We start from the raw sequence: 18,202 nt of genomic DNA, 5'->3' as shown, positions 1-18,202 counted from the left end.
ACGGTGTTCACCGGAATCATCGAAGAGCTCGGCGAGGTCCTCGCCCTCGAGCGCACCGCCGACGCGGCCGTCATCACCGTGCGCGCCCCCCTCGCGGTGAGCGACGCCGCGCACGGCGACTCGATCGCCGTCTCGGGCGTCTGCCTGACCGTCATCGATCAGACCCCGGACACCTTCCGGGCCGACGTGATGGCGCAGACCCTCGCGATGTCGACCATCGGATCGCTCTCCGTCGGCGACAGCGTCAACCTCGAGCGCGCCGCGCGGGTGGGCGACCGCCTCGGCGGCCACATCGTGCAGGGGCACGTCGACGGCACCTCCACCGTGATCTCGGTCACGCCCGGCGAGGCCTGGAGCGTGCTGCGGTTCTCGCTCGACGACTCGCTCGCGCCGCTCGTGGTCGACAAGGGGTCGATCTCGGTGTCGGGGGTCTCGCTGACCGTGTCGTCGGTCGGGCAGGAGGCTCCGGGGAGCGCTGCAGGCGGTGACGGTGCCGCCGACGGCGCGACAGCGAGCGGTCACTGGTTCGAGGTGTCGCTCATCCCCGAGACCCTCACCGCCACCACGCTCGGCGCCCTGCGCCCCGGCGACCGCGTGAACATCGAGACCGACATCCTGGCCCGCCACGTCGAGCGACTCGTCTCGCTCGGCCTCACCACGAGGAGCGGATCATGACGCTCGCCCCCATGTCCGAGGTGCTCGAGGCGCTGCGTGCCGGCAAGCCCGTGCTCGTCTCCGACGCCGCCGACCGCGAGAACGAGGGCGACGCCATCATCTCGGCGGCCCTCGCCTCGACCGAGTGGGTGGCCTGGATGGTGCGCTGGACCTCCGGCTACCTGTGCGCACCGATGTCGGGAGAGCGCGCCGACGAGCTCGCCCTGCCGCCCATGGTGGTCGACAGCGAGGACACCAGGCACACCGCCTACACGATCACGGTCGACGCGGCCGAGGGCGTGACCACGGGGATCAGCGCCCACGACCGGGCGCTGACCCTGCGTGTGCTCGGCGACCCGTCCTCGACCGCGGCGAGCCTCATCCGCCCCGGTCACATCGTGCCGCTCCGTGCGGTGCCGGGCGGCGTGCGCGACCGCGCGGGCCACACCGAGGCCGCGGTCGACCTCCTGAAGGCTGCAGGTCTCGAGCCCGTGGGAGCGATCGGCGAGATGATCGCCGAAGACGGCTCCGCCATGAAGATGGACGAGCTCTTCGCCACCGGTGAGCGCTTCGGGCTGCCCGTGACCACGATCGAGCTGCTGATCGAGTACCTCAACGAGCAGGACGGGCTCGCCCCCGACGTCGCGGCCGAGGCCGCCGCCGAGACGCTCGTCACGGCCGACCCCTCGACCGTCGACGCGGCGGTGGCCGCAGCCGACGGCGCACCGGTGCCCACCCGTCACGCCGGCACGGGCCTCGGCATCGGAACCGGCGCCGGATCGCTCCCAGGCTCGGGCGCTGACCGCGTGCACTTCGAGGTCGAGACACTCGTGCCCACCGTGCACGGGCCACTCCGGATGCGCGCCTACCGCGACCTCGAGACCGGCGCCGACCACCTGGCGATCGTCTCCGGCGATCCGGACGCCCTCGCCTCGACGACCCCGCTCGTGCGCGTGCACTCCGAGTGCCTGACGGGCGAGGCATTCGGCTCGCTCAAGTGCGAGTGCGGCCCGCAGCTCGACGCGGCGCTCGACCTCGTGGCCGAGAACGGCGGCGTGGTGGTCTACCTCCGGGGGCACGAGGGCCGCGGCATCGGCCTCGTCAACAAGCTGCGCGCCTACCGGCTGCAAGAGGACGGGCTCGACACCCTCGACGCCAATGTGGCTCTCGGTCTCCCCGCCGACGCCCGCGACTACGGCGCCGCCGTGGCGATCCTCGACGATCTCGGCGCCCGGCGCATCCGGCTGCTCACCAACAACCCCGAGAAGGTGAGCCAGCTCGAGGCGCGCGGCATCGAGGTCGCCGAGCGCGTGGGCCTCGTGGTGGGCGCGACAGAGCAGAACCGCCGCTACCTCGACACCAAGCGCGACCGCATGGGGCACGTGCTCCCTGCGGCCCACTGACCCGCCACTCTCGGCACCCACCCTCACCGAAAGGACCCTCTTATGAGCGGAGCAGGAGCCCCCAGCCTCGACGCCGACCTCGACGGCACCGGCCTGAACATCACCATCGTCGCCGGCACCTGGCACGACGTGATCACGAACGGGCTGATCGCCGGCGCGCAGAAGGCGCTCGACGAGGCGCACGTCACGAGCACGCTCGTGCGCGTGGCCGGGAGCTTCGAGCTGCCCGTGGTCTCGAAGGCGGCACTCGAGGCCGGGGCGGATGCCGTGGTCGCGCTGGGCGTGATCATCCGGGGCGGCACCCCGCACTTCGAGTACGTGTCGGATGCCGCGACCTCGGGCCTCACGCAGGTGAGCATCGTGACGGGCAAGCCGGTCGGCTTCGGCGTGCTGACGCTCGACACGGAGCAGCAGGGGCTCGATCGTGCCGGGCTCCCCGGCTCGAAGGAGGACAAGGGCCGCGAGGCGGCCGAGGCCGCCGTCGCCACCGCGATCACCCTCCGGGCCCTCCGCGCCTGAGCCCGCGGCTCCGCGCAGCTCGACTGCGCTGCGACTTGACAGAAGTCGCGCCTAAAGCCGCCGACTTGGCACATCTTGTGTCAAGTCGGCGGCTTTAGGCACATCTAGTGTCAAGTCGCGGGCGACAGGGGCGACCAGCGCCGGGGTCAGGGCTGCGCGCCCACCCAGGAGACCGACTGGGCGGCCGCCGTCGAGGCCGCCTGCATCGCGTCCGCATCCGTCGCCCCCGCGGCGAGCGCCGCCGCGAGCGTGCCGCAGTAGCAGTCCCCGGCTCCCGTGGTGTCGACCACCGTGGTCACCGCTCCCGCGGGCACCTCGATGCCGCCCCAGCGCGAGCCGCGCGAGCCGAGCGTCACGAGCACCGACCCCGGAGCATCCGGAGCCCCGCCTTCAGCACCGCCGCCGCCGGAGCCCTCGCCGAGGCCCGCCCGCATCAGCTCGTCCTCGTGCTCGTTCACGACCACCGGATCGGCGAGCGCCAGCACATCGGCCGGCAGCGCCGCGTACGGAGCCAGGTTGAGCACCACGCGAGCCCCTCGCCCCGCTGCGATGCGCGCGGCCTCGGCGATCACGTCGAGGTCGACCTCGAGCGAGCCGAGCAGCACGTCACCGGGCTGCAGCGACTGCAGCGGTGCCAGGTCGCCGACACCCACCCGGCCGTTGGCTCCGGGTGACACGATGATCGTGTTCTCCCCGTCGGCCGCCACCGCGATGGCCGCGTGCCCCGTGGCCACGCCCTTCGTGCGCGCGATGTGCGTCGTGTCGATGCCGTACTGCGCGAGCCGCCGCAGGTACGCGTCGCCGTCGGCGTCGTCGCCCACGCGCCCGACGAACCCCACGCGGGCCCCGGCGCGCGCCGCGGCGATGGCCTGGTTCGCCCCCTTGCCCCCGAAGTGCTTCACGAGGTCGCCGCCGAGCAGCGTCTCCCCGGGTGCCGGGTGCCTCTCGACCTCCACCACCGAATCGATGTTCAGCGAGCCCACCACGACGACAGTTCCCAAGTGCTTCTCCTCCATACGTCTCAGAGCATCCTAAACGGCGGGTAAACTAGCGCGTCCGCGTGCACCACCTCCCTACCTCCCTCCGAAAGCCGAGATGTCCTCCACCGTCCTAGACGCCAAGCCCGACGCGCCCGTCAACACCCGCAGCCGCGTCATCCTCGCCAGCCTCATCGGCACCTCGATCGAGTTCTACGACTTCTACGTCTACGCCACGGCCGCGGTGCTCGTCTTCCCCACTCTCTTCTTCGCCAACAGCGACCCGACCATCTCGCTGCTGCAGTCGTTCGCCGTGTTCGGTGTGGCCTTCGTGGCCCGCCCCATCGGCTCCATCCTGTTCGGCCACTTCGGTGACCGGATCGGCCGCAAGCAGACCCTCGTGGCGTCGCTTCTCACCATGGGCATCGCCACGGTGCTGATCGGCTGCCTGCCCACGGGCCTCACCCCCGGCTGGGAGATCATCGCCCCCGGTCTGCTCGTGCTGTTCCGCTTCTGCCAGGGCCTCGGGCTCGGCGGCGAGTGGTCGGGCGCAGCCCTCCTCGCCACCGAGAACGCGCCCAAGGGCAAGCGCTCCATCTACGGCACCTTCCCGCAGCTCGGCGCACCCATCGGCTTCATCATCGCGAACGTCGTCTTCCTCGTGCTGAGCACCACCCTCGACCCGGAGCACTTCCTGGCCTGGGGCTGGCGCGTGCCGTTCCTCGCGAGCGCCGTGCTCGTGATCGTGGGCCTCTACGTGCGCCTGAAGCTCGTCGAGACCCCCGCGTTCACCAAGGTCGTCGAGCGCGGCGAGGTCGCCAAGCTCCCGCTCGCCCGCGTGTTCAAGACCAGCTGGCGCCCGCTCATCCTCGGCACGTTCATCATGCTGGCCACCTACGTGCTCTTCTACCTGATGACCACGTTCACGCTCACCTTCGGCACCACGGCCACGGATGCGCCGGTCGCCGGCCTCGGCTACGACCGCAACGAGTTCCTCATCATGCTCGTCATCGGCTGCGTGTTCTTCGGCATCTTCACGCTTGCGGCGGGCCCCCTCGCCGAGCGCTTCGGCCGCCGGATGACCCTCATCTGGACCACGATCGGCATCACCGCGTTCGGCCTGTTCTTCGTGCCGCTGTTCGCGGGCGGGTCCGTGGGCGTCATGTCGCTGCTCATCATCGGCTTCACCCTGATGGGCCTCACCTTCGGCCCGATGGGCTCGGAGCTCCCCGAGCTGTTCCCGGCGAACGTGCGCTACACGGGCTCGGCGATCAGCTACAACGTCGCGTCGATCCTCGGTGCCGCCGTCGCCCCCTTCATCGCAGTGGCGCTCTGGACCGCGGCCGACGGCAGCCCCGCCCTCGTCGGCAACTACCTCTCGCTGATGGCGCTGATCACCCTCGGCGCGCTCATCATCAGCAAGGAGAACCGCGACGTCGACTACGCCGACAACGTGAGCTGACGAGGCTCCGAGGAACGGGCGGTGGGGGCGTCGACGCCTGAGAGAATGGAGCCATGAGCTCCAGCACGTCGACTCCCCCGCGCTCGCGCAGTCCCTTCGGGCGCGGTCGCAAGACCGCCGACGACGGCCCCCGCGCGACGTTCGGCCAGCTGCTGCCGTTCCTCTTCGAGCACAAGAAGGTGCTCGTGCTCGTGGTCGCCCTCAGCATCGTGGGCGCCGCCGCGAGCCTCGCCCAGCCGCTGCTCGTGAGCCAGGTCATCACGGTCGTGCAGGCCGGCGATCCGCTCGACATGCTCGTCTGGGCGCTCGTCGGCCTCGTCATCGTCTCCGGGATCATCAGCGGCTACCAGCACTACCTGCTGCAGCGCACCGGCACGTCGGTGGTCTACTCGGCGCGCCGGCAGCTCGTGCAGCGCATCCTGCGCCTGCCCATCAGCCAGTTCGACCGCCGGCGCACGGGAGACCTCGTCTCCCGCGTCGGCTCGGACACCACCATGCTCTACGCGGTCATCACGCAGGGGCTCGTGGATGCCGTGGGCGGCTCCCTGGTGTTCGTCGGCGCCCTGATCGCGATGCTCATCATCGATCCGGTGCTCCTCGGGCTCACCGTGCTCGTCATCGCCGTCTCCGTCGTCACGGTCGTGCTCATCTCCGGCCGCGTGCGGGTCGTCAGCCGCAAGCAGCAGGAGAAGGTCGGCGATCTCGCCGCCGCCGTGGAGCGCTCCATCAGCGCCATCCGCACCGTGCGCGCGTCGAACGCCACCGAGCGCGAGACCGCCGCCATCGAAGCGGATGCGCGGGGCGCCTTCGACATGGGCGTCAAGGTCGCGAAGATCTCGGCGCTCGTCGTGCCGATCGCGGGCATCGCCCTGCAGGTGTCGTTCCTCGTGGTGCTCGGCGTCGGCGGCTTCCGCGTGGCATCCGGTGCGATCACGATCGCGAGCCTGGTGTCATTCATCCTGTTTCTGTTCATGATGATCATGCCGCTCGGCCAGGCCTTCGGTGCGATCAACTCGGTGAACCAGGCGCTCGGTGCGCTCGGGCGCATCCAGGAGGTGATCGACCTCCCCGTGGAGGGCCAGGACGACCGGGAGATCGCGGCGAAGGCTGCGGCTGCGGGAGCCGTGGGCGCCGCTGCGGCCGGCGCGCCCGCGATCGAGTTCGTCGACGTGCACTTCGCCTACGAGACGCCCGCGAAGGTGCAGGACGAGGCGGATGCGGCGGTGACGGCCGAGGCATCCGGCCTCCCAGAGGCTGCCGCCGCAGAGGCTTCCGCCGCAGAGGCTCCGGCCGCCGAGGCCACAGCAGGCAAGGGCGTGCTCCACGGAGTGAGCTTCGCGGCCGCCCGCGGCAAGCGCACGGCCATCGTGGGCCCCTCCGGCGCCGGCAAGAGCACGATCCTCGCCCTGATCGAGCGCTTCTACGACCCCACCTCGGGCTCGGTGCGCTTCGGCGGCGTGGACGTGCGGGAGCTCGACCGCATCGACCTGCGCTCGCAGATCGGCTACGTGGAGCAGGACGCCCCGGTGCTCGCGGGCACACTCCGCCAGAACCTCCTGCTCGCCACCCCCGACGCCACCGACGAGGAGTGCGTGCGCGTGCTGCACGCCGTGAACCTCGGCGAGGTGCTCGAGCGCTCGGAGGAGGGCCTCGACGCCGCCGTGGGTGAGGACGGCGTGATGCTCTCGGGCGGCGAGCGCCAGCGCCTCGCCATCGCGCGCGCCCTGCTCGCCGCTCCCCCGGTGCTGCTCCTCGACGAGTCGACCTCCTCGCTCGACGGCCTCAACGAGCAGATGCTCCGCGAGGCCATCGACGCGGTGGCGGAGAACCGCTCGCTCATCGTGATCGCCCACCGGCTGTCGACCGTCGTCGACTCAGACCAGATCGTCGTGGTCGACCACGGCCGCGTGGTCGGCGTAGGCACGCACTCGGAGCTGGTGCTCTCGACGCCGCTCTACCGCGACCTCGCCAAGCACCAGCTCCTCGTCTAGCGCAGGAGCCCCTGGGGCTAGGTGTTCTTCGGGGTGGTGCGGCGGAGGATGGCGTAGCCGACGAGGGCGGCCAGGCCCGTGGGCACGAGGCTCCAGGCCACCACCCCCGACGCTCCCGTCTCGACGAACCAGGCTCCGACGGCGGGCCACGACTCACTGAAGGTGATCAGGGCCACCCCTCCCACGAGCGCCACGGTGAGGGCGCCGAAGAAGATCAGCATGCCGTTCACGCGCCAGCGCTGGTAGATGACCGCGGCGAGCGCTCCCACGAAGAAGAAGAACAGGAACGTGGCGAAGAACAGGAAGAACCGCGCGAACCACGGCGTCGCGTCGCCGCCGAAGTACAGCGCGGTGAACATGCGCCCGCCGAGGCCCCAGCCGCCCGTCGCCACCTCGATCAGCGCGAGCACCGTCATCCCCGCCGCGTAGATCGCCGAGAGCAGCACGAAGGTGAGCGAGGTGCCCAGCCAGAAGTCGCGCCGGGTGGCGCTGAAGCCGAGGGCGAACGGGAACGTGAGGGCGATCGCCTGCACCCCGAGCACCATCATGTACACGAAGATGTAGAACGACGCGCCGCTCCACTGCAGCCCCTCCTGCACATCGGCCCGATCGGCGTCGGGGCTCACGGCGCTCATCACGATCCACCAGATCGCGAGGTTCACCAGGAAGATGAAGCCGAGGATGATCCACGGCAGCACGAGCATGCTGAACCGGTTCACGAAGTGCAGGCGCACCACGGGGATCACACGGCTCCCGGATCCAGCCGCCGGGCGGGCGGCGGCTGTGGAGGTCTGGACGGCGGTCATGACTTCACCTCGAATTCCTTGGCGGGGACGTTGGTCTTCTGCACGATCAGCTGCTGCAGCGAGACGGGAGACAGTTCGAGGCCGAGCTCGGCGGCCTCCTGGCGTTCGAGCGGGTCGAGCCGCCCGACGGTCACGGAGGCGAGGCCCCCGATCTGGTCACGGTGCAGCACCTCGCGTCCGGCGACGAACGAGTCGACGCCCGCCCGCGTTCCCACGATCGTGGTGGCCGAGCCGCGGAGCTCCTCGGCGGCCTGGTCGACGATGATCCGCCCCTCGTCGATCACGAGCACGTGCTCGAGCAGGTTCGAGACCTCGTCGATCAGGTGCGTGGAGAGGATGACGGTGCGCGGATGCTCCGCGTAGTCCTCGAGCAGGCGGTCGTAGAAGATCTGCCGCGCCACGGCGTCGAGCCCCAGGTAGGGCTCGTCGAAGAACGTGAGCGGCGCCCGTGAGGCGAGCCCCACGATCACGCCGATGGAGGACAGCTGGCCGCGTGAGAGCTTCTTGATGCGCCGCTTCAGCGGCACCCGGAAGTCGGCGATCAGGCGCTCGGCGAACCCCGCGTCCCAGTCCGGGAAGAACCACGGGGCGCTCGCGAACACGTGCTTGGGCTGGAAGTCGTCCGGGTACTTCTGGCTCTCCTTGATGAAGCTCGTGCGCTCGAGCACGCCGGCGTTCTCCACCGGCGACTCCCCGAACACCCGGATCTCGCCCGAGCTCGCGAACTCCTGCCCGGTGAGCAGCTGCATGAGCGTGGTCTTGCCCGCGCCGTTCCGGCCGAGCAGCCCGTAGATGGTGTTCTCCTCCACGGTGAAGCTCACCTCGTCGACCGCGGTGACGGTTCGGTAGTTCTTGCTGAGGCCCCTGACCTCCACGACGGCGCTCATTCGGCGCTCCCCTCTCCTGATCTGATCATCTCGGCGAGCTGCCCGCGCGTGATGCCGAGCTTGTCGGCCTCCGCCACGAGCGGGCCCACGTAGTCGTTCTCGAACCTCTGGCGGCGCTGGCCGATCAGTCGGTCGCGTGCCCCGGTGGCGACGAACATGCCGATTCCCCTCTTCTTGTAGAGGATCCCTTCATCGACGAGCAGGTTCACACCCTTTCCGGCCGTGGCCGGGTTGATGCGGTGGAACGCTGCGAACTCGTTGGTGGAGGGAACCTGGGTCTCCTCGGGCAGGCCGCCCGAGATGATGTCGTTCTCGATCAGCTCCGCGATCTGAACGAAGATCGGCCGTGACTCATCCACGACGACCCCTGGTTGGTTCATTACTCATGTAACTAACCAACCAGCTTCCGTTCCGGATGTCAAGAGGCGATAGCGTGTGGGCATGCTCCGCTCCGTGCGGCCCTGGCAGTGGGGCCTCGATCTCGGCATCGGGATCGCGTGCGTGCTGCTGCGGCTCGTGCTCGGCGGCCTCCCGCCCGCGGGTCTCGTGGCCCTCGTGCTGCTGGGCACAGTGCTCACCCTGCGACGCGTCAGCCCGGCCCTCGCCCTCGCCATCGCCTGGGCGGCCACCGGGCTGCAGATGGTGGCGTCGCTCCCCCCGGACGTGTCCGACCTCGCCGTGCTCCCGATGCTCTACGCCACCGCCCGCTACGGCGGACGCATCGTCAAGTGGGCCGGACTCGCCTCGGCCGTCGTCGGCGCACTCGTGGCCGGCGCGTACCTCGCCTTCGGTCCGGCTCTCCGGCAGCCGGGTGCGCCCGCTCCCGAAGGTGCGCAGCTCTCGGTGATCTTCGTCATCTACACGGCATCGATCGCCGGTCTGCTCGCGCTGAGCTGGACACTGGGGCTGCTCGCCAAGACCTGGGCGACGGCGCGGGAGAGCCGCGCGCGGCAGGCGATCGCCGAGCGCGAGACGCGGGTGCAGCAGCAGCGCACCCGCATCGCCCGCGACATGCACGACGTGGTGGCCCACTCGCTCGCGGTCGTGATCGCGCAGGCCGATGGCGCCCGCTACGCCGGCCGGGCGGATCCGGCTGCCGCCGAGACCGCGCTCGTCACGATCTCCTCGACCGCGCGGGAGGCCCTCTCCGAGGTGCGAGGGCTGCTCGCCCAGCTGCGGGACGACGACGAGCGCGGACCGCAGCCCACCCTCGCCGAACTGCCCGCACTGTTCTCGCAGCTCACCGCAGCCGGGCTGCCTGTCCACGTCGAGGAGTCCGGCGCATCCGCCCCGCTGCCGCCCGGCCAGCAGCTCGCGATCTACCGCGTCGTGCAGGAGGCGCTCGTCAACGCGCTGCGGCACGGCGACGGGGCCGAGACCGAGGTGCGGATCGACTGGGATGCGGCCGAGCTGTCGGTGAGCATCGCGAACCCGCTCGCGACCGCCGCGCCGTCACCGGCACCGGCCCCGGCACCGGCGCAGGCCCAGGCCCCGGATGCGCCAGGCTACGGCATCACCGGCATGCAGGAGCGGGCTCAGCTCGCCGGCGGGTCCCTGACCTCCGGGCGGGAGGGCGGCCGGTTCGTGGTGCGGTTCGCCGTGCCGATCGATCGGGCCGGAGCCGCCCAGGAATCCGGCGGGAGGAGGGGCTCATGAGCGACTCCGCGATCCGGGTCGTCCTCGTCGACGACCAGCCTCTCTTCCGCGCGGGCGTGCGCATGGTCGTCGACTCGCAGCCCGACCTCGAGGTGGTCGCGGAGGCCGACGACGGGGCCGCGGGTGCCGCGGTCGCGCTCGAGCACCGCGCCGACGTGGTGCTCATGGACCTGCGCATGCCCGGTGTCGACGGCATCGAGGCGACCAGGCGCATCCTCGCCCGGCCGGCGTCTGCGGCAGAGCCACTGCCCCGCGTGATCGTGCTCACCACCTTCGACTTCGACGAGGCCGCCGCGCGGGCGATCCGGGCCGGCGCGAGCGGTTTCGTGCTCAAGGACGCCGATCCGGAGTTCCTGCTCTCGGCCATCCGCACCGTGCACGCGGGCGATGCGGTGGTGTCGGCGTCCGCCGTGCGGGAGCTCTTCGAGCACGTGGGCACGGCATCCGTGGGACGTGCGTCGGCCGAACCCGCGGCGCACGGGGCCCTCGCCGCCCTCACGGCGCGCGAGAAGGAGATCTTCGCCCTCGCCGCGCGGGGCCTCAGCAACGCCGAGATCGCCTCGGCCGAGTTCCTCTCCGAGGCCACGGTCAAGACGCACGTCAGCCGCGTGCTCGGAAAGCTCGAGCTGCGCGATCGCGTGCAGCTCGTGGTGTTCGCGCACGAGCACGGCCTGGTCTGACCAGCGCGCTCGACGTCATCCTCGAGATGTACGAGGGTCGTCCCGTCGTCCGACGCGGCCTCCGGCGGGCCGACCGTAGCGTCGGAGCATGGAGATCACCACGACAGACCTCGGCCTCGTCGCCCGGGTCGCGAACCTCAGCAAGTCCTACGGCCGGGGCGACACCGCCGTGACGGCGCTCGACGACGTCTCGATCGGCATCCGCCCCCACGAGTTCACGGCCGTGATGGGGCCGAGCGGATCGGGCAAGTCGACTCTCATGCACATCATGGCCGGCCTCGACTCGCCCTCCGGCGGCCGCGTCTGGCTCGGCGACACCGAGATCACGACCCTCGGCGACGCCCGCCTCACGGAGCTGCGACGGCGACGGGTGGGCTTCGTCTTCCAGTCGTTCAACCTCGTGCCGACGCTCGATGTGCAGGGCAACATCCTGCTGCCGTTCGAGCTCGACGGCCGCCGCCCCTCCCCCGACGACCGGCTCCGGATCGACGGCCTCATCGACGCCCTCGATCTCAGGGAGCGGCTGCGGCACCGGCCGCACGAGCTCTCGGGCGGGCAGCAGCAGCGCGTCGCGATCGTGCGCGCGCTCGGCACCCGGCCCGACCTGGTCTTCGCCGACGAGCCGACCGGCAACCTCGACTCGCGGAGCGGCCGGGAGGTTCTCGGCCTTCTGCGGTCGGCGTGCCGGGACTACGGCCAGAGCATCGCGATGGTGACTCACGATCCCGTGGCCGCGAGCTACGCGGACCGCATCGTGTTCCTGGCGGACGGACGCGTGGTGGAAGACCGGGGACCCTCGAGCGCCGCCGAGATCAGCGACTACATGCTCGGCATGGAGGGTGCCGCATGACCGGGTCGAGGGGCGTCGCGGCCTCAGCTCGACAGCATGCCCCGAGCATCCTCGTCGCCGCGCTCTCGGCGGCCTTCGGTGTGTCGCTGCTGCAGATCACGGGGGCGCTGGCCGCCGTGATCGCCGCCGACGACCTCACCGGCTCCAGCAGCATGGTCGCGCTCGTGCTCGCGGTGCTCGGCTTCGTCTTCATCGCCATCGCGGTCTACGTGGGCGCCGTCGTGACCTCGAACACGTTCGCCACCATCGTGGCCGGTCGCACCCGCACCATCGCGCTGCTGCGGCTCGTCGGAGCCTCGGCACGCAGCCGACGCCGCGCGATCGCCAGGGAGGGCCTGGCCGTGGGCGTCGTCGGCAGTGTGCTGGGAGCGCTCCTCGGCACCGCCGTGTCCGCGGCGCTCCTGGCCGTGGCCGTGGCCGGCGGTCACGCACCGGCGCTCCCCTACGACCTCGCTCCTCCGGTGATCGCGCTGCCGATCGTGGCCGTGATCCTGACCACCTGGCTCGCCTCGTGGGTGGGATCGCGCCGGGTGCTCGACGTCTCGCCGCTGCAGGCGCTGGGCGGGTCGACGGAGCTCCGTCACGAGGAGCTCCGTGGCCGGCGCGGGCGGAACGCCGCGGCTCTCGTGCTGCTCGTGCTCGGCGCGCTCCTGCTCGCAGCCGGGATCGTCATCGGCAGCCTGAACCCGATCGGCATCCTGCCCGCGGTGCTCGGCGGCATGCTGTCGTTCTCCGGGCTCGTGCTCGGGGCCGGACGCGTGATGCCTCCCGCCCTCCGGGCCGTGGGGCGCATCCTCGGCAGTCGGCTCCTCGGCGGAGGTGCGGCGGCTCGCCTGGCCGCGCTCAACGCCGTTCGGTACCCCGAGCGCAGCACCCGGACCACCATCGGGCTCGTCATCGGGGTGGGCCTCGTGAGCATGTTCGCGGTCGCCGCCGCGACCTACCGCCAGGTGCTCGGCTCGGCCTTCGACGATCCGGAGATGGCGGCCCAGCTCGACGCGGTCATCACCACCACCGTGGCGATCTTCTCGGCGCTCCTGGGGTTCAGTGCGCTGATCGCTGCGGTGGGGCTCGTCAACAGCCTCTCGCTCAGCGTGCTGCAGCGCACCCGCGAGCTCGGGCTGCTGAGGGCGCTCGGCTTCACCGCCGCGCAGCTTCGGCGCATGATCTCGGTCGAGAGCGCACAACTCACCGCCGCCGCCGTGCTCGTGGGGCTCGTGGTGGGGATCTTCTACGGCTGGGCGGGGGCCCAATCGCTGCTGTCGTCGATGCCGGGGGCGCCGGCGTTCATCGTGCCCGTGGTGCCGTGGCAGCTCGTGCTGGGCACGGCGGTGGCGGCGGCGCTGCTCACGCTCGCCGCCACCGTGGTGCCCTCGCGGCGCGCCACCCGGGTCTCGCCGGTGCGCGCCCTCGCTTCGGAGTAGGCCGGGCGGGCTGACTCAGGCCGGGTGGCTCGGGCCGAGGGGCTCAGGCCGGGTGGCTCAGACCAGGTGGGTCAGCTGTTCGGGATGAGGGTGTACTTCGTCGAGAGGTACTCGTGGATCCCCTCGGCGCCGCCTTCGCGCCCGAGGCCCGACTGCTTCACCCCGCCGAAGGGTGCGGCGGCGTTCGAGATGACTCCGACGTTCAGGCCCATCATGCCCGTGTCGAGCTTCTGGATCATGCGCTGACCGCGGGCGAGCGATTCGGTGAAGACGTAGGAGACGAGCCCGTACTCGGTGTCGTTGGCGAGGCGCACGCCCTCGTCCTCGTCGTCGAACTGCACGATGCTCACCACGGGGCCGAAGATCTCCTCGCGGAGGATCTCGCTGTCGAACGGCACGTTCGAGACCACGGTGGGCTCGTAGAAGCTGCCGGGGCCCTCGATCCGCTTGCCGCCCGAGACGAGCGTGGCGCCGCGGTTCACGGCGTCCTGCACGAGCTCGTCGGCCTTGTCGACGGCCTTGTCGTCGATCAGCGGCCCGATCCCCACGCCCTCCTCGGTGCCGCGGCCCACGCGCAGCGAGTCGACCTTGGCGGCGAGGCGGTCGGCGAACTCCTTCGCCACCGACGAGTGCACGATGAAGCGGTTGGCCGCCGTGCAGGCCTGGCCGATGTTGCGGAACTTGGCCGCCATCGCGCCGTCGACCGCCTTGTCGAGGTCGGCGTCGCCGAACACCACGAACGGGGCGTTGCCGCCGAGCTCCATGGAGGTGCGCAGCACGTTGTCGGCTGCCTGCTTCATGAGCGTGCGGCCCACGGGGGTGGAGCCGGTGAAGCTGAGTTTGCGCAGCCGCGGGTCGGCGATGATCGGCTCGGAGATGGCGCGCGACTGCGAGCTCGTGACGATGTTCACGACGCCCGCAGGCAGGCCGGCCTCCTCGAGCAGGCGGGTCACGAAGAGCGTGGTGAGCGGCGTGAGCGCGGCGGGCTTGACCACCACGGTGCAGCCGGCGGCGAGCGCGGGTGCGATCTTGCGGGTCGCCATGGCGAGCGGGAAGTTCCACGGGGTGATGAGGTAGCAGGGGCCCACCGGGCGCTGGGAGACGACCATCTGGCCGGTGCCCTCGGGGTTCGAGCCGTAACGGCCCGAGATGCGCACGGCCTCCTCGCTGAACCAGCGGAGGAACTCGCCGCCGTAGGTCACCTCGCCCTGCGCCTCGGCGAGGGGCTTCCCCATCTCGAGCGTCATGAGCAGAGCCATGTCGTCGCGGCGCTGCTGCAGCAGGTCGAACGCCCCGCGCAGGATCTCGCCGCGCTGGCGTGGTGCGGTGGCCGCCCACTCGTCGGCCACGGCCACGGCGGCGTCGAGGGCGCGCATTCCGTCCTCCGGCGTCGCGTCGGCGATCGACTTGATCACGGTGCCCGTGGCGGGGTCGATCACGTCGAAGGTCTTGCCGGTGGAGCCGTGCACCCACGATCCGCCGATGAAGAGGCGGTCGGGCACTCCGGCGAGGAGGTCGGTCTCGGTCGATGCGGTCATTGCTGTCCTTCTCGTCAGGAGGTTGCTGAGGTCGTGGGGAGGAAGAGGCGCCGGCGCTCGGCCGGCGCACGGGCGGGGCGGATCAGGGGTACAGACCGCGCAGGCGATGCGCCTCGGTGACCCGCTGGACGGCCAGGGTGGTGGCTGCCGCGCGCAGGGTCATCCCGCTGTCGCGAGCATACCGGGAGACCCCGTGCCACGCCGCGATCATCCGCTCGGCCAGACGCTGCTCGACGTCGCGCACGTCCCAGCGGTAGGACTGGTTGGCCTGCACCCACTCGAAGTAGGAGACGATGACGCCGCCGGCGTTGGCGAGGATGTCGGGCACGACGACCACCCCGCGCTCGCGCAGGATGCGGTCGGCCTCCCGCGTGGTCGGTCCGTTGGCGCCCTCCACGATGAGACGCGCACGGATGTCGCGGGCGTTGTCCTCGTGGATCACTCCCTCCACGGCGGCCGGCACCAGCAGGTCGACCTCGAGGGTCAGGAGGTCGGCGGGCGGGAGGGCGTCGCCGCCGGCGAAGCCCACCACGGAGCCCGTGGCGTCGACGTGCGCGGCCAGCGCCTCGATGTCGAGGCCCTTCGTGCCGCCGGCGCCGTCGAGCCCGGCCTGCACGGCGCCGTACTGGTCGCTCACGGCGACCACCCGGGCACCCTCCTGCTCGAGGAAGCGCGCGGCGTCGCGGCCGACCTTGCCGAAGCCCTGCACGGCGGCGGTGGCGCCCCGCGGATCGATGCCCTCCGACTCCAGCGCCGCCTTCGCCACGTGCACCACACCGCGGCTCGTGGCGCTCGCGCGGCCGAGCGAGCCGCCGAGGCTGAGCGGCTTGCCGGTGACGACGCCGGGCACCGTGTGCCCCTGCGTCACCGAGTAGGTGTCGAGGATCCACGCCATGGTCTGCTCGTCGGTGCCGAGGTCGGGCGCCGGGATGTCCTGGTGCGGGCCGATGATCGGCAGGATCTCGCTCGTGAACCGTCGGGTCACCCGCTCGAGCTCGAGCGTGCTGTAGCGTCGCGGGTCGATCGCGATGCCGCCCTTCGCGCCGCCGTAGGGCACGTCGAGCAGGGCGCACTTCCACGTCATCCACATCGCCAGCGCGCGCACCTCGTCGATGTTCACCGAGGGCGCATAGCGGAGACCGCCCTTGGCGGGGCCGCGGGAGATGTTGTGCTGCACGCGGTAGCCCGTGAGCACCTGGGTGCTGCCGTCGTCGCGCCGCAGCGGAATGCTCACGGCGAGCTCGCGACGCGCGGCGGCCAGCATGGCGTAGGTGCCCTCGTCGTAGCCGAGCTCACCGACGGCGTCGGCGAGCTGGGCGCGGGCGTCTGCGAGCGCCGAGGCGCCGGCGTGCGCGTGGGCGATCGTGGGGATGGGGGCGGTCACGGGAGCCGGTTCGGTGGTGACCCGAGCACGGGCGGGGTCCGCTCCCATAGCTCCGACGGCGCTGTCGGTGGCCGTGCGGGCGGCGCTCATGCGGCGATGAACGCGTCGCGGATGACGTCGAGCCCGTCGGTGATCAGCTCGTCCGAGATGCTCAGCGGGGGCAGGAACCGGATCACGTTGCCGTAGGTGCCGCAGGTGAGCAGCACCACGCCGTTCTGGTGAGCGTAGGCGGCGATCTTCGCGGTGAGGGCGGCATCCGGATCACCTGTGGCCGGGTCGACGATCTCGATCGCCATCATCGCGCCACGGCCCCTGACGTCGCCGATGCGCGCATCCGCTGCCCGCAGAGCGTTGAGGCGGCCCCGGAAGAGGGTGCCGATGCTGCGGGCGCGCTCGATGAGGCCGTCCTCCTGGAAGCTCCGGATGGTCGCTACCGCCGCCGCACAGGCGATGGGGTTGCCGCCGTAGGTGCCGCCGAGGCCGCCCGCGTGGGCGGAGTCCATGATCTCGGCGCGGCCGGTGACGGCCGAGAGCGGGAGGCCGCCGGCGATGCCCTTGGCGGTCACGATGAGGTCGGGCTCGAGGCCCTCGTGCTCGGAGGCGAAGAGCTGGCCCGTGCGGGCGAAGCCGGTCTGCACCTCGTCGGCGATGAAGACGACGCCGTTGGCCGTCGCCCAGGCGGCGATGGCCGGCAGGAATCCGGGAGCGGGCTCGATGAAGCCGCCCTCGCCCTGGATGGGCTCGATGATGACGGCGGCGAGGTTGTCGGCGCCGATCTGCTTCTCGATCTGGGTGATCGCGCGGCGCGCGGCCTCGGGGCCGGTGAGGCCGTTGTCGCGGAACGGGTACGACATCGGCGCGCGGTAGACCTCCGGCGCGAACGGGCCGAAGCCGCTCTTGTAGGGCATCGACTTGGCGGTGAGGGCCATCGTGAGGTTGGTACGGCCGTGGTAGCCGTGGTCGAAGGCCACGACGGCCTGCTTCTTCGTGAAGTGGCGCGCGATCTTGATGGCGTTCTCCACGGCCTCGGCACCCGAGTTGAACAGCGCGCTGCGCTTGTCGAAGCTGCCGGGGGTGAGCGCGTTCAGGGCCTCGGCGACCTCGATGTAGCCCTCGTAGCCCGTGATGGTGAAGCAGGTGTGGGTGAACTGCGCCACCTGGGCGGTGACGGCCTCGACGACGGCGGGGGCCGCGTTGCCCACGCCCGTCACGGCGACCCCGGATCCGAAGTCGATGAGCGAGTTGCCGTCGACGTCGACGATCACACCGCCGCCGGCCGCCTGCACGTAGACCGGGAGCATGACGCCCACGCCGCTCGCCACGGCAGCCGACTTGCGGGCGTGCAGCTCGGCCGACTTGGGGCCGGGGATGGAGGTGACGAGGTGGCGGCGCTGCTCGAGCGTCGGGCCTCCGAGGGTGCTGTCGAGAGTCATGGTCATGGCACCCACTGTAGGTCGCCGGCACCGTGATGGCTCATGCCGTTACGGCAGTCCGGTCGCCGCACACTGACATTCTGGCAGGCGGTCCGGGTAGGCTCCTCCCATGCCGATCACCCTCGATCTCGTCCTTGCCGAACGGGACTTCGCGATGGACCTCCTGACCCCGCAGGACCTGCACGACTACGCGGTCGACTGGGCGCACAACTCGGACCTCCCCGACCCCACCCCGTTCCTCGGCGCCGGGCAGCTCCTGCTCACCACGGGCCGCCAGTTCGTGGGCTACGACGCGGACGACTACCGCGACTACGTGCGACGCCTCGCCGAGGTGGGGGTCGTGGCGATCGGCTTCGGCACCAAGGTCGTGCGCGAGGGCACGCCGGCCGAGCTCGTGGCGGCGTGCGCCGAGGCGGGTCTGCCTCTCGTCGAGATCCCCTACGACACCCCGTTCATCGCGATCTCACGGTTCATCGCGGAGCACGAGGCGCAGGCGGCGCGGGCGCGCGTCGACTGGGCCCTCGCGGCGCAGAACGCC

The 18,202-nt window shown here is 71.3% G+C and carries 17 protein-coding genes; 10 read left to right on the top strand and 7 right to left on the bottom strand.

Going from position 1 to position 18,202, the window contains the following annotated elements:
• Positions 1-3 precede the first annotated feature (3 nt).
• Genes Q0D57_RS07120 through ribH form a run of 3 tightly spaced genes read left to right on the top strand, consistent with a single transcriptional unit; the run spans position 4 to position 2,576 of the window.
• Positions 4-675: a riboflavin synthase gene (locus Q0D57_RS07120; protein ID WP_291040386.1), complete on the top strand. Its 672-nt coding sequence runs from the start codon at positions 4-6 to the stop codon at positions 673-675.
• Entirely contained in the window at positions 672-2,057 is a 1,386-nt protein-coding gene (gene ribA, locus Q0D57_RS07115) for a GTP cyclohydrolase II (protein ID WP_291040384.1), read from the top strand. Before Q0D57_RS07120 ends, ribA begins: the two co-directional genes overlap by 4 nt.
• Before the next feature lie 42 nt (positions 2,058-2,099).
• Positions 2,100-2,576 (top strand): 6,7-dimethyl-8-ribityllumazine synthase, encoded by a 477-nt coding sequence (gene ribH / locus Q0D57_RS07110; protein WP_291040382.1) that lies wholly within the window; start codon positions 2,100-2,102, stop codon positions 2,574-2,576.
• A gap of 146 nt (positions 2,577-2,722) precedes the next feature.
• On the opposite strand, the gene Q0D57_RS07105 is transcribed toward ribH, so the two are convergent.
• Positions 2,723-3,577: a PfkB family carbohydrate kinase gene (locus Q0D57_RS07105; protein ID WP_291040380.1), complete on the bottom strand. Its 855-nt coding sequence runs from the start codon at positions 3,575-3,577 to the stop codon at positions 2,723-2,725.
• Positions 3,578-3,671: 94 nt separating this feature from the next.
• On the opposite strand from Q0D57_RS07105, the gene Q0D57_RS07100 reads away from it, so the two are divergent.
• Positions 3,672-5,015: an MFS transporter gene (locus Q0D57_RS07100; protein ID WP_291040377.1), complete on the top strand. Its 1,344-nt coding sequence runs from the start codon at positions 3,672-3,674 to the stop codon at positions 5,013-5,015.
• Positions 5,016-5,068: 53 nt separating this feature from the next.
• Positions 5,069-7,006 carry an ABC transporter ATP-binding protein gene (locus Q0D57_RS07095; protein ID WP_291040375.1) on the top strand — a complete coding sequence of 646 codons (1,938 nt, stop codon included), beginning with the start codon at positions 5,069-5,071 and terminating at the stop codon, positions 7,004-7,006.
• A 17-nt stretch (positions 7,007-7,023) separates the two neighbouring features.
• Here Q0D57_RS07095 and Q0D57_RS07090 read toward each other — a convergent pair whose 3' ends face one another.
• Genes Q0D57_RS07090 through Q0D57_RS07080 form a run of 3 tightly spaced genes read right to left on the bottom strand, consistent with a single transcriptional unit; the run spans position 7,024 to position 9,079 of the window.
• Positions 7,024-7,812 (bottom strand): hypothetical protein, encoded by a 789-nt coding sequence (locus Q0D57_RS07090; RefSeq protein WP_291040373.1) that lies wholly within the window; start codon positions 7,810-7,812, stop codon positions 7,024-7,026.
• A complete protein-coding gene (locus tag Q0D57_RS07085) occupies positions 7,809-8,699 on the bottom strand; it encodes an ABC transporter ATP-binding protein (protein ID WP_291040371.1) in 891 nt (296 codons plus the stop codon). Before Q0D57_RS07085 ends, Q0D57_RS07090 begins: the two co-directional genes overlap by 4 nt.
• The gene (locus Q0D57_RS07080) at positions 8,696-9,079 is read right to left on the bottom strand and encodes a GntR family transcriptional regulator (protein ID WP_291040369.1); all 384 of its coding nucleotides are present in this window, start codon (positions 9,077-9,079) and stop codon (positions 8,696-8,698) included. The genes Q0D57_RS07085 and Q0D57_RS07080 overlap by 4 nt, the downstream gene beginning before the upstream one ends.
• A gap of 61 nt (positions 9,080-9,140) precedes the next feature.
• Between Q0D57_RS07080 and Q0D57_RS07075 the strand changes: the two genes are divergently transcribed.
• From Q0D57_RS07075 to Q0D57_RS07060, 4 genes are all read left to right on the top strand, one after another.
• Positions 9,141-10,355 carry a histidine kinase gene (locus tag Q0D57_RS07075; protein ID WP_291040367.1) on the top strand — a complete coding sequence of 405 codons (1,215 nt, stop codon included), beginning with the start codon at positions 9,141-9,143 and terminating at the stop codon, positions 10,353-10,355.
• Complete coding sequence (locus Q0D57_RS07070) at positions 10,352-11,035, top strand: response regulator transcription factor (RefSeq protein WP_291040364.1); 684 nt, start codon at positions 10,352-10,354, stop codon at positions 11,033-11,035. Before Q0D57_RS07075 ends, Q0D57_RS07070 begins: the two co-directional genes overlap by 4 nt.
• An 88-nt stretch (positions 11,036-11,123) precedes the next feature.
• Positions 11,124-11,885 (top strand): ABC transporter ATP-binding protein, encoded by a 762-nt coding sequence (locus Q0D57_RS07065; protein ID WP_291040362.1) that lies wholly within the window; start codon positions 11,124-11,126, stop codon positions 11,883-11,885.
• The gene (locus tag Q0D57_RS07060; protein ID WP_291040360.1) at positions 11,882-13,309 is read left to right on the top strand and encodes an ABC transporter permease; all 1,428 of its coding nucleotides are present in this window, start codon (positions 11,882-11,884) and stop codon (positions 13,307-13,309) included. The genes Q0D57_RS07065 and Q0D57_RS07060 overlap by 4 nt, the downstream gene beginning before the upstream one ends.
• A 71-nt stretch (positions 13,310-13,380) precedes the next feature.
• Here the strand turns inward: Q0D57_RS07060 and Q0D57_RS07055 are convergent, their stop codons facing one another.
• The 3 genes from Q0D57_RS07055 to gabT all read right to left on the bottom strand — a co-directional run bounded on the left by Q0D57_RS07055 (position 13,381) and on the right by gabT (position 17,664).
• Positions 13,381-14,847, bottom strand: coding sequence for an NAD-dependent succinate-semialdehyde dehydrogenase (locus Q0D57_RS07055; protein WP_291040357.1), 1,467 nt, complete (start codon positions 14,845-14,847; stop codon positions 13,381-13,383).
• Positions 14,848-14,929: 82 nt separating this feature from the next.
• Positions 14,930-16,321: a Glu/Leu/Phe/Val dehydrogenase gene (locus Q0D57_RS07050; RefSeq protein WP_291040354.1), complete on the bottom strand. Its 1,392-nt coding sequence runs from the start codon at positions 16,319-16,321 to the stop codon at positions 14,930-14,932.
• Positions 16,318-17,664, bottom strand: coding sequence for a 4-aminobutyrate--2-oxoglutarate transaminase (gene gabT, locus Q0D57_RS07045; protein ID WP_291040439.1), 1,347 nt, complete (start codon positions 17,662-17,664; stop codon positions 16,318-16,320). The genes Q0D57_RS07050 and gabT overlap by 4 nt, the downstream gene beginning before the upstream one ends.
• Positions 17,665-17,773: 109 nt before the next feature.
• Here gabT and Q0D57_RS07040 point away from each other — a divergent pair.
• The coding region (locus Q0D57_RS07040) for a PucR family transcriptional regulator ligand-binding domain-containing protein (RefSeq protein WP_291040352.1) at positions 17,774-18,202 on the top strand (429 nt) is incomplete at its 3' end.

The organism is Herbiconiux sp. (genome assembly GCF_023264895.1).
Classification (GTDB): Bacteria; Actinomycetota; Actinomycetes; order Actinomycetales; family Microbacteriaceae; genus Herbiconiux.
This window is presented reverse-complemented; position numbering and strand designations above follow the sequence as displayed.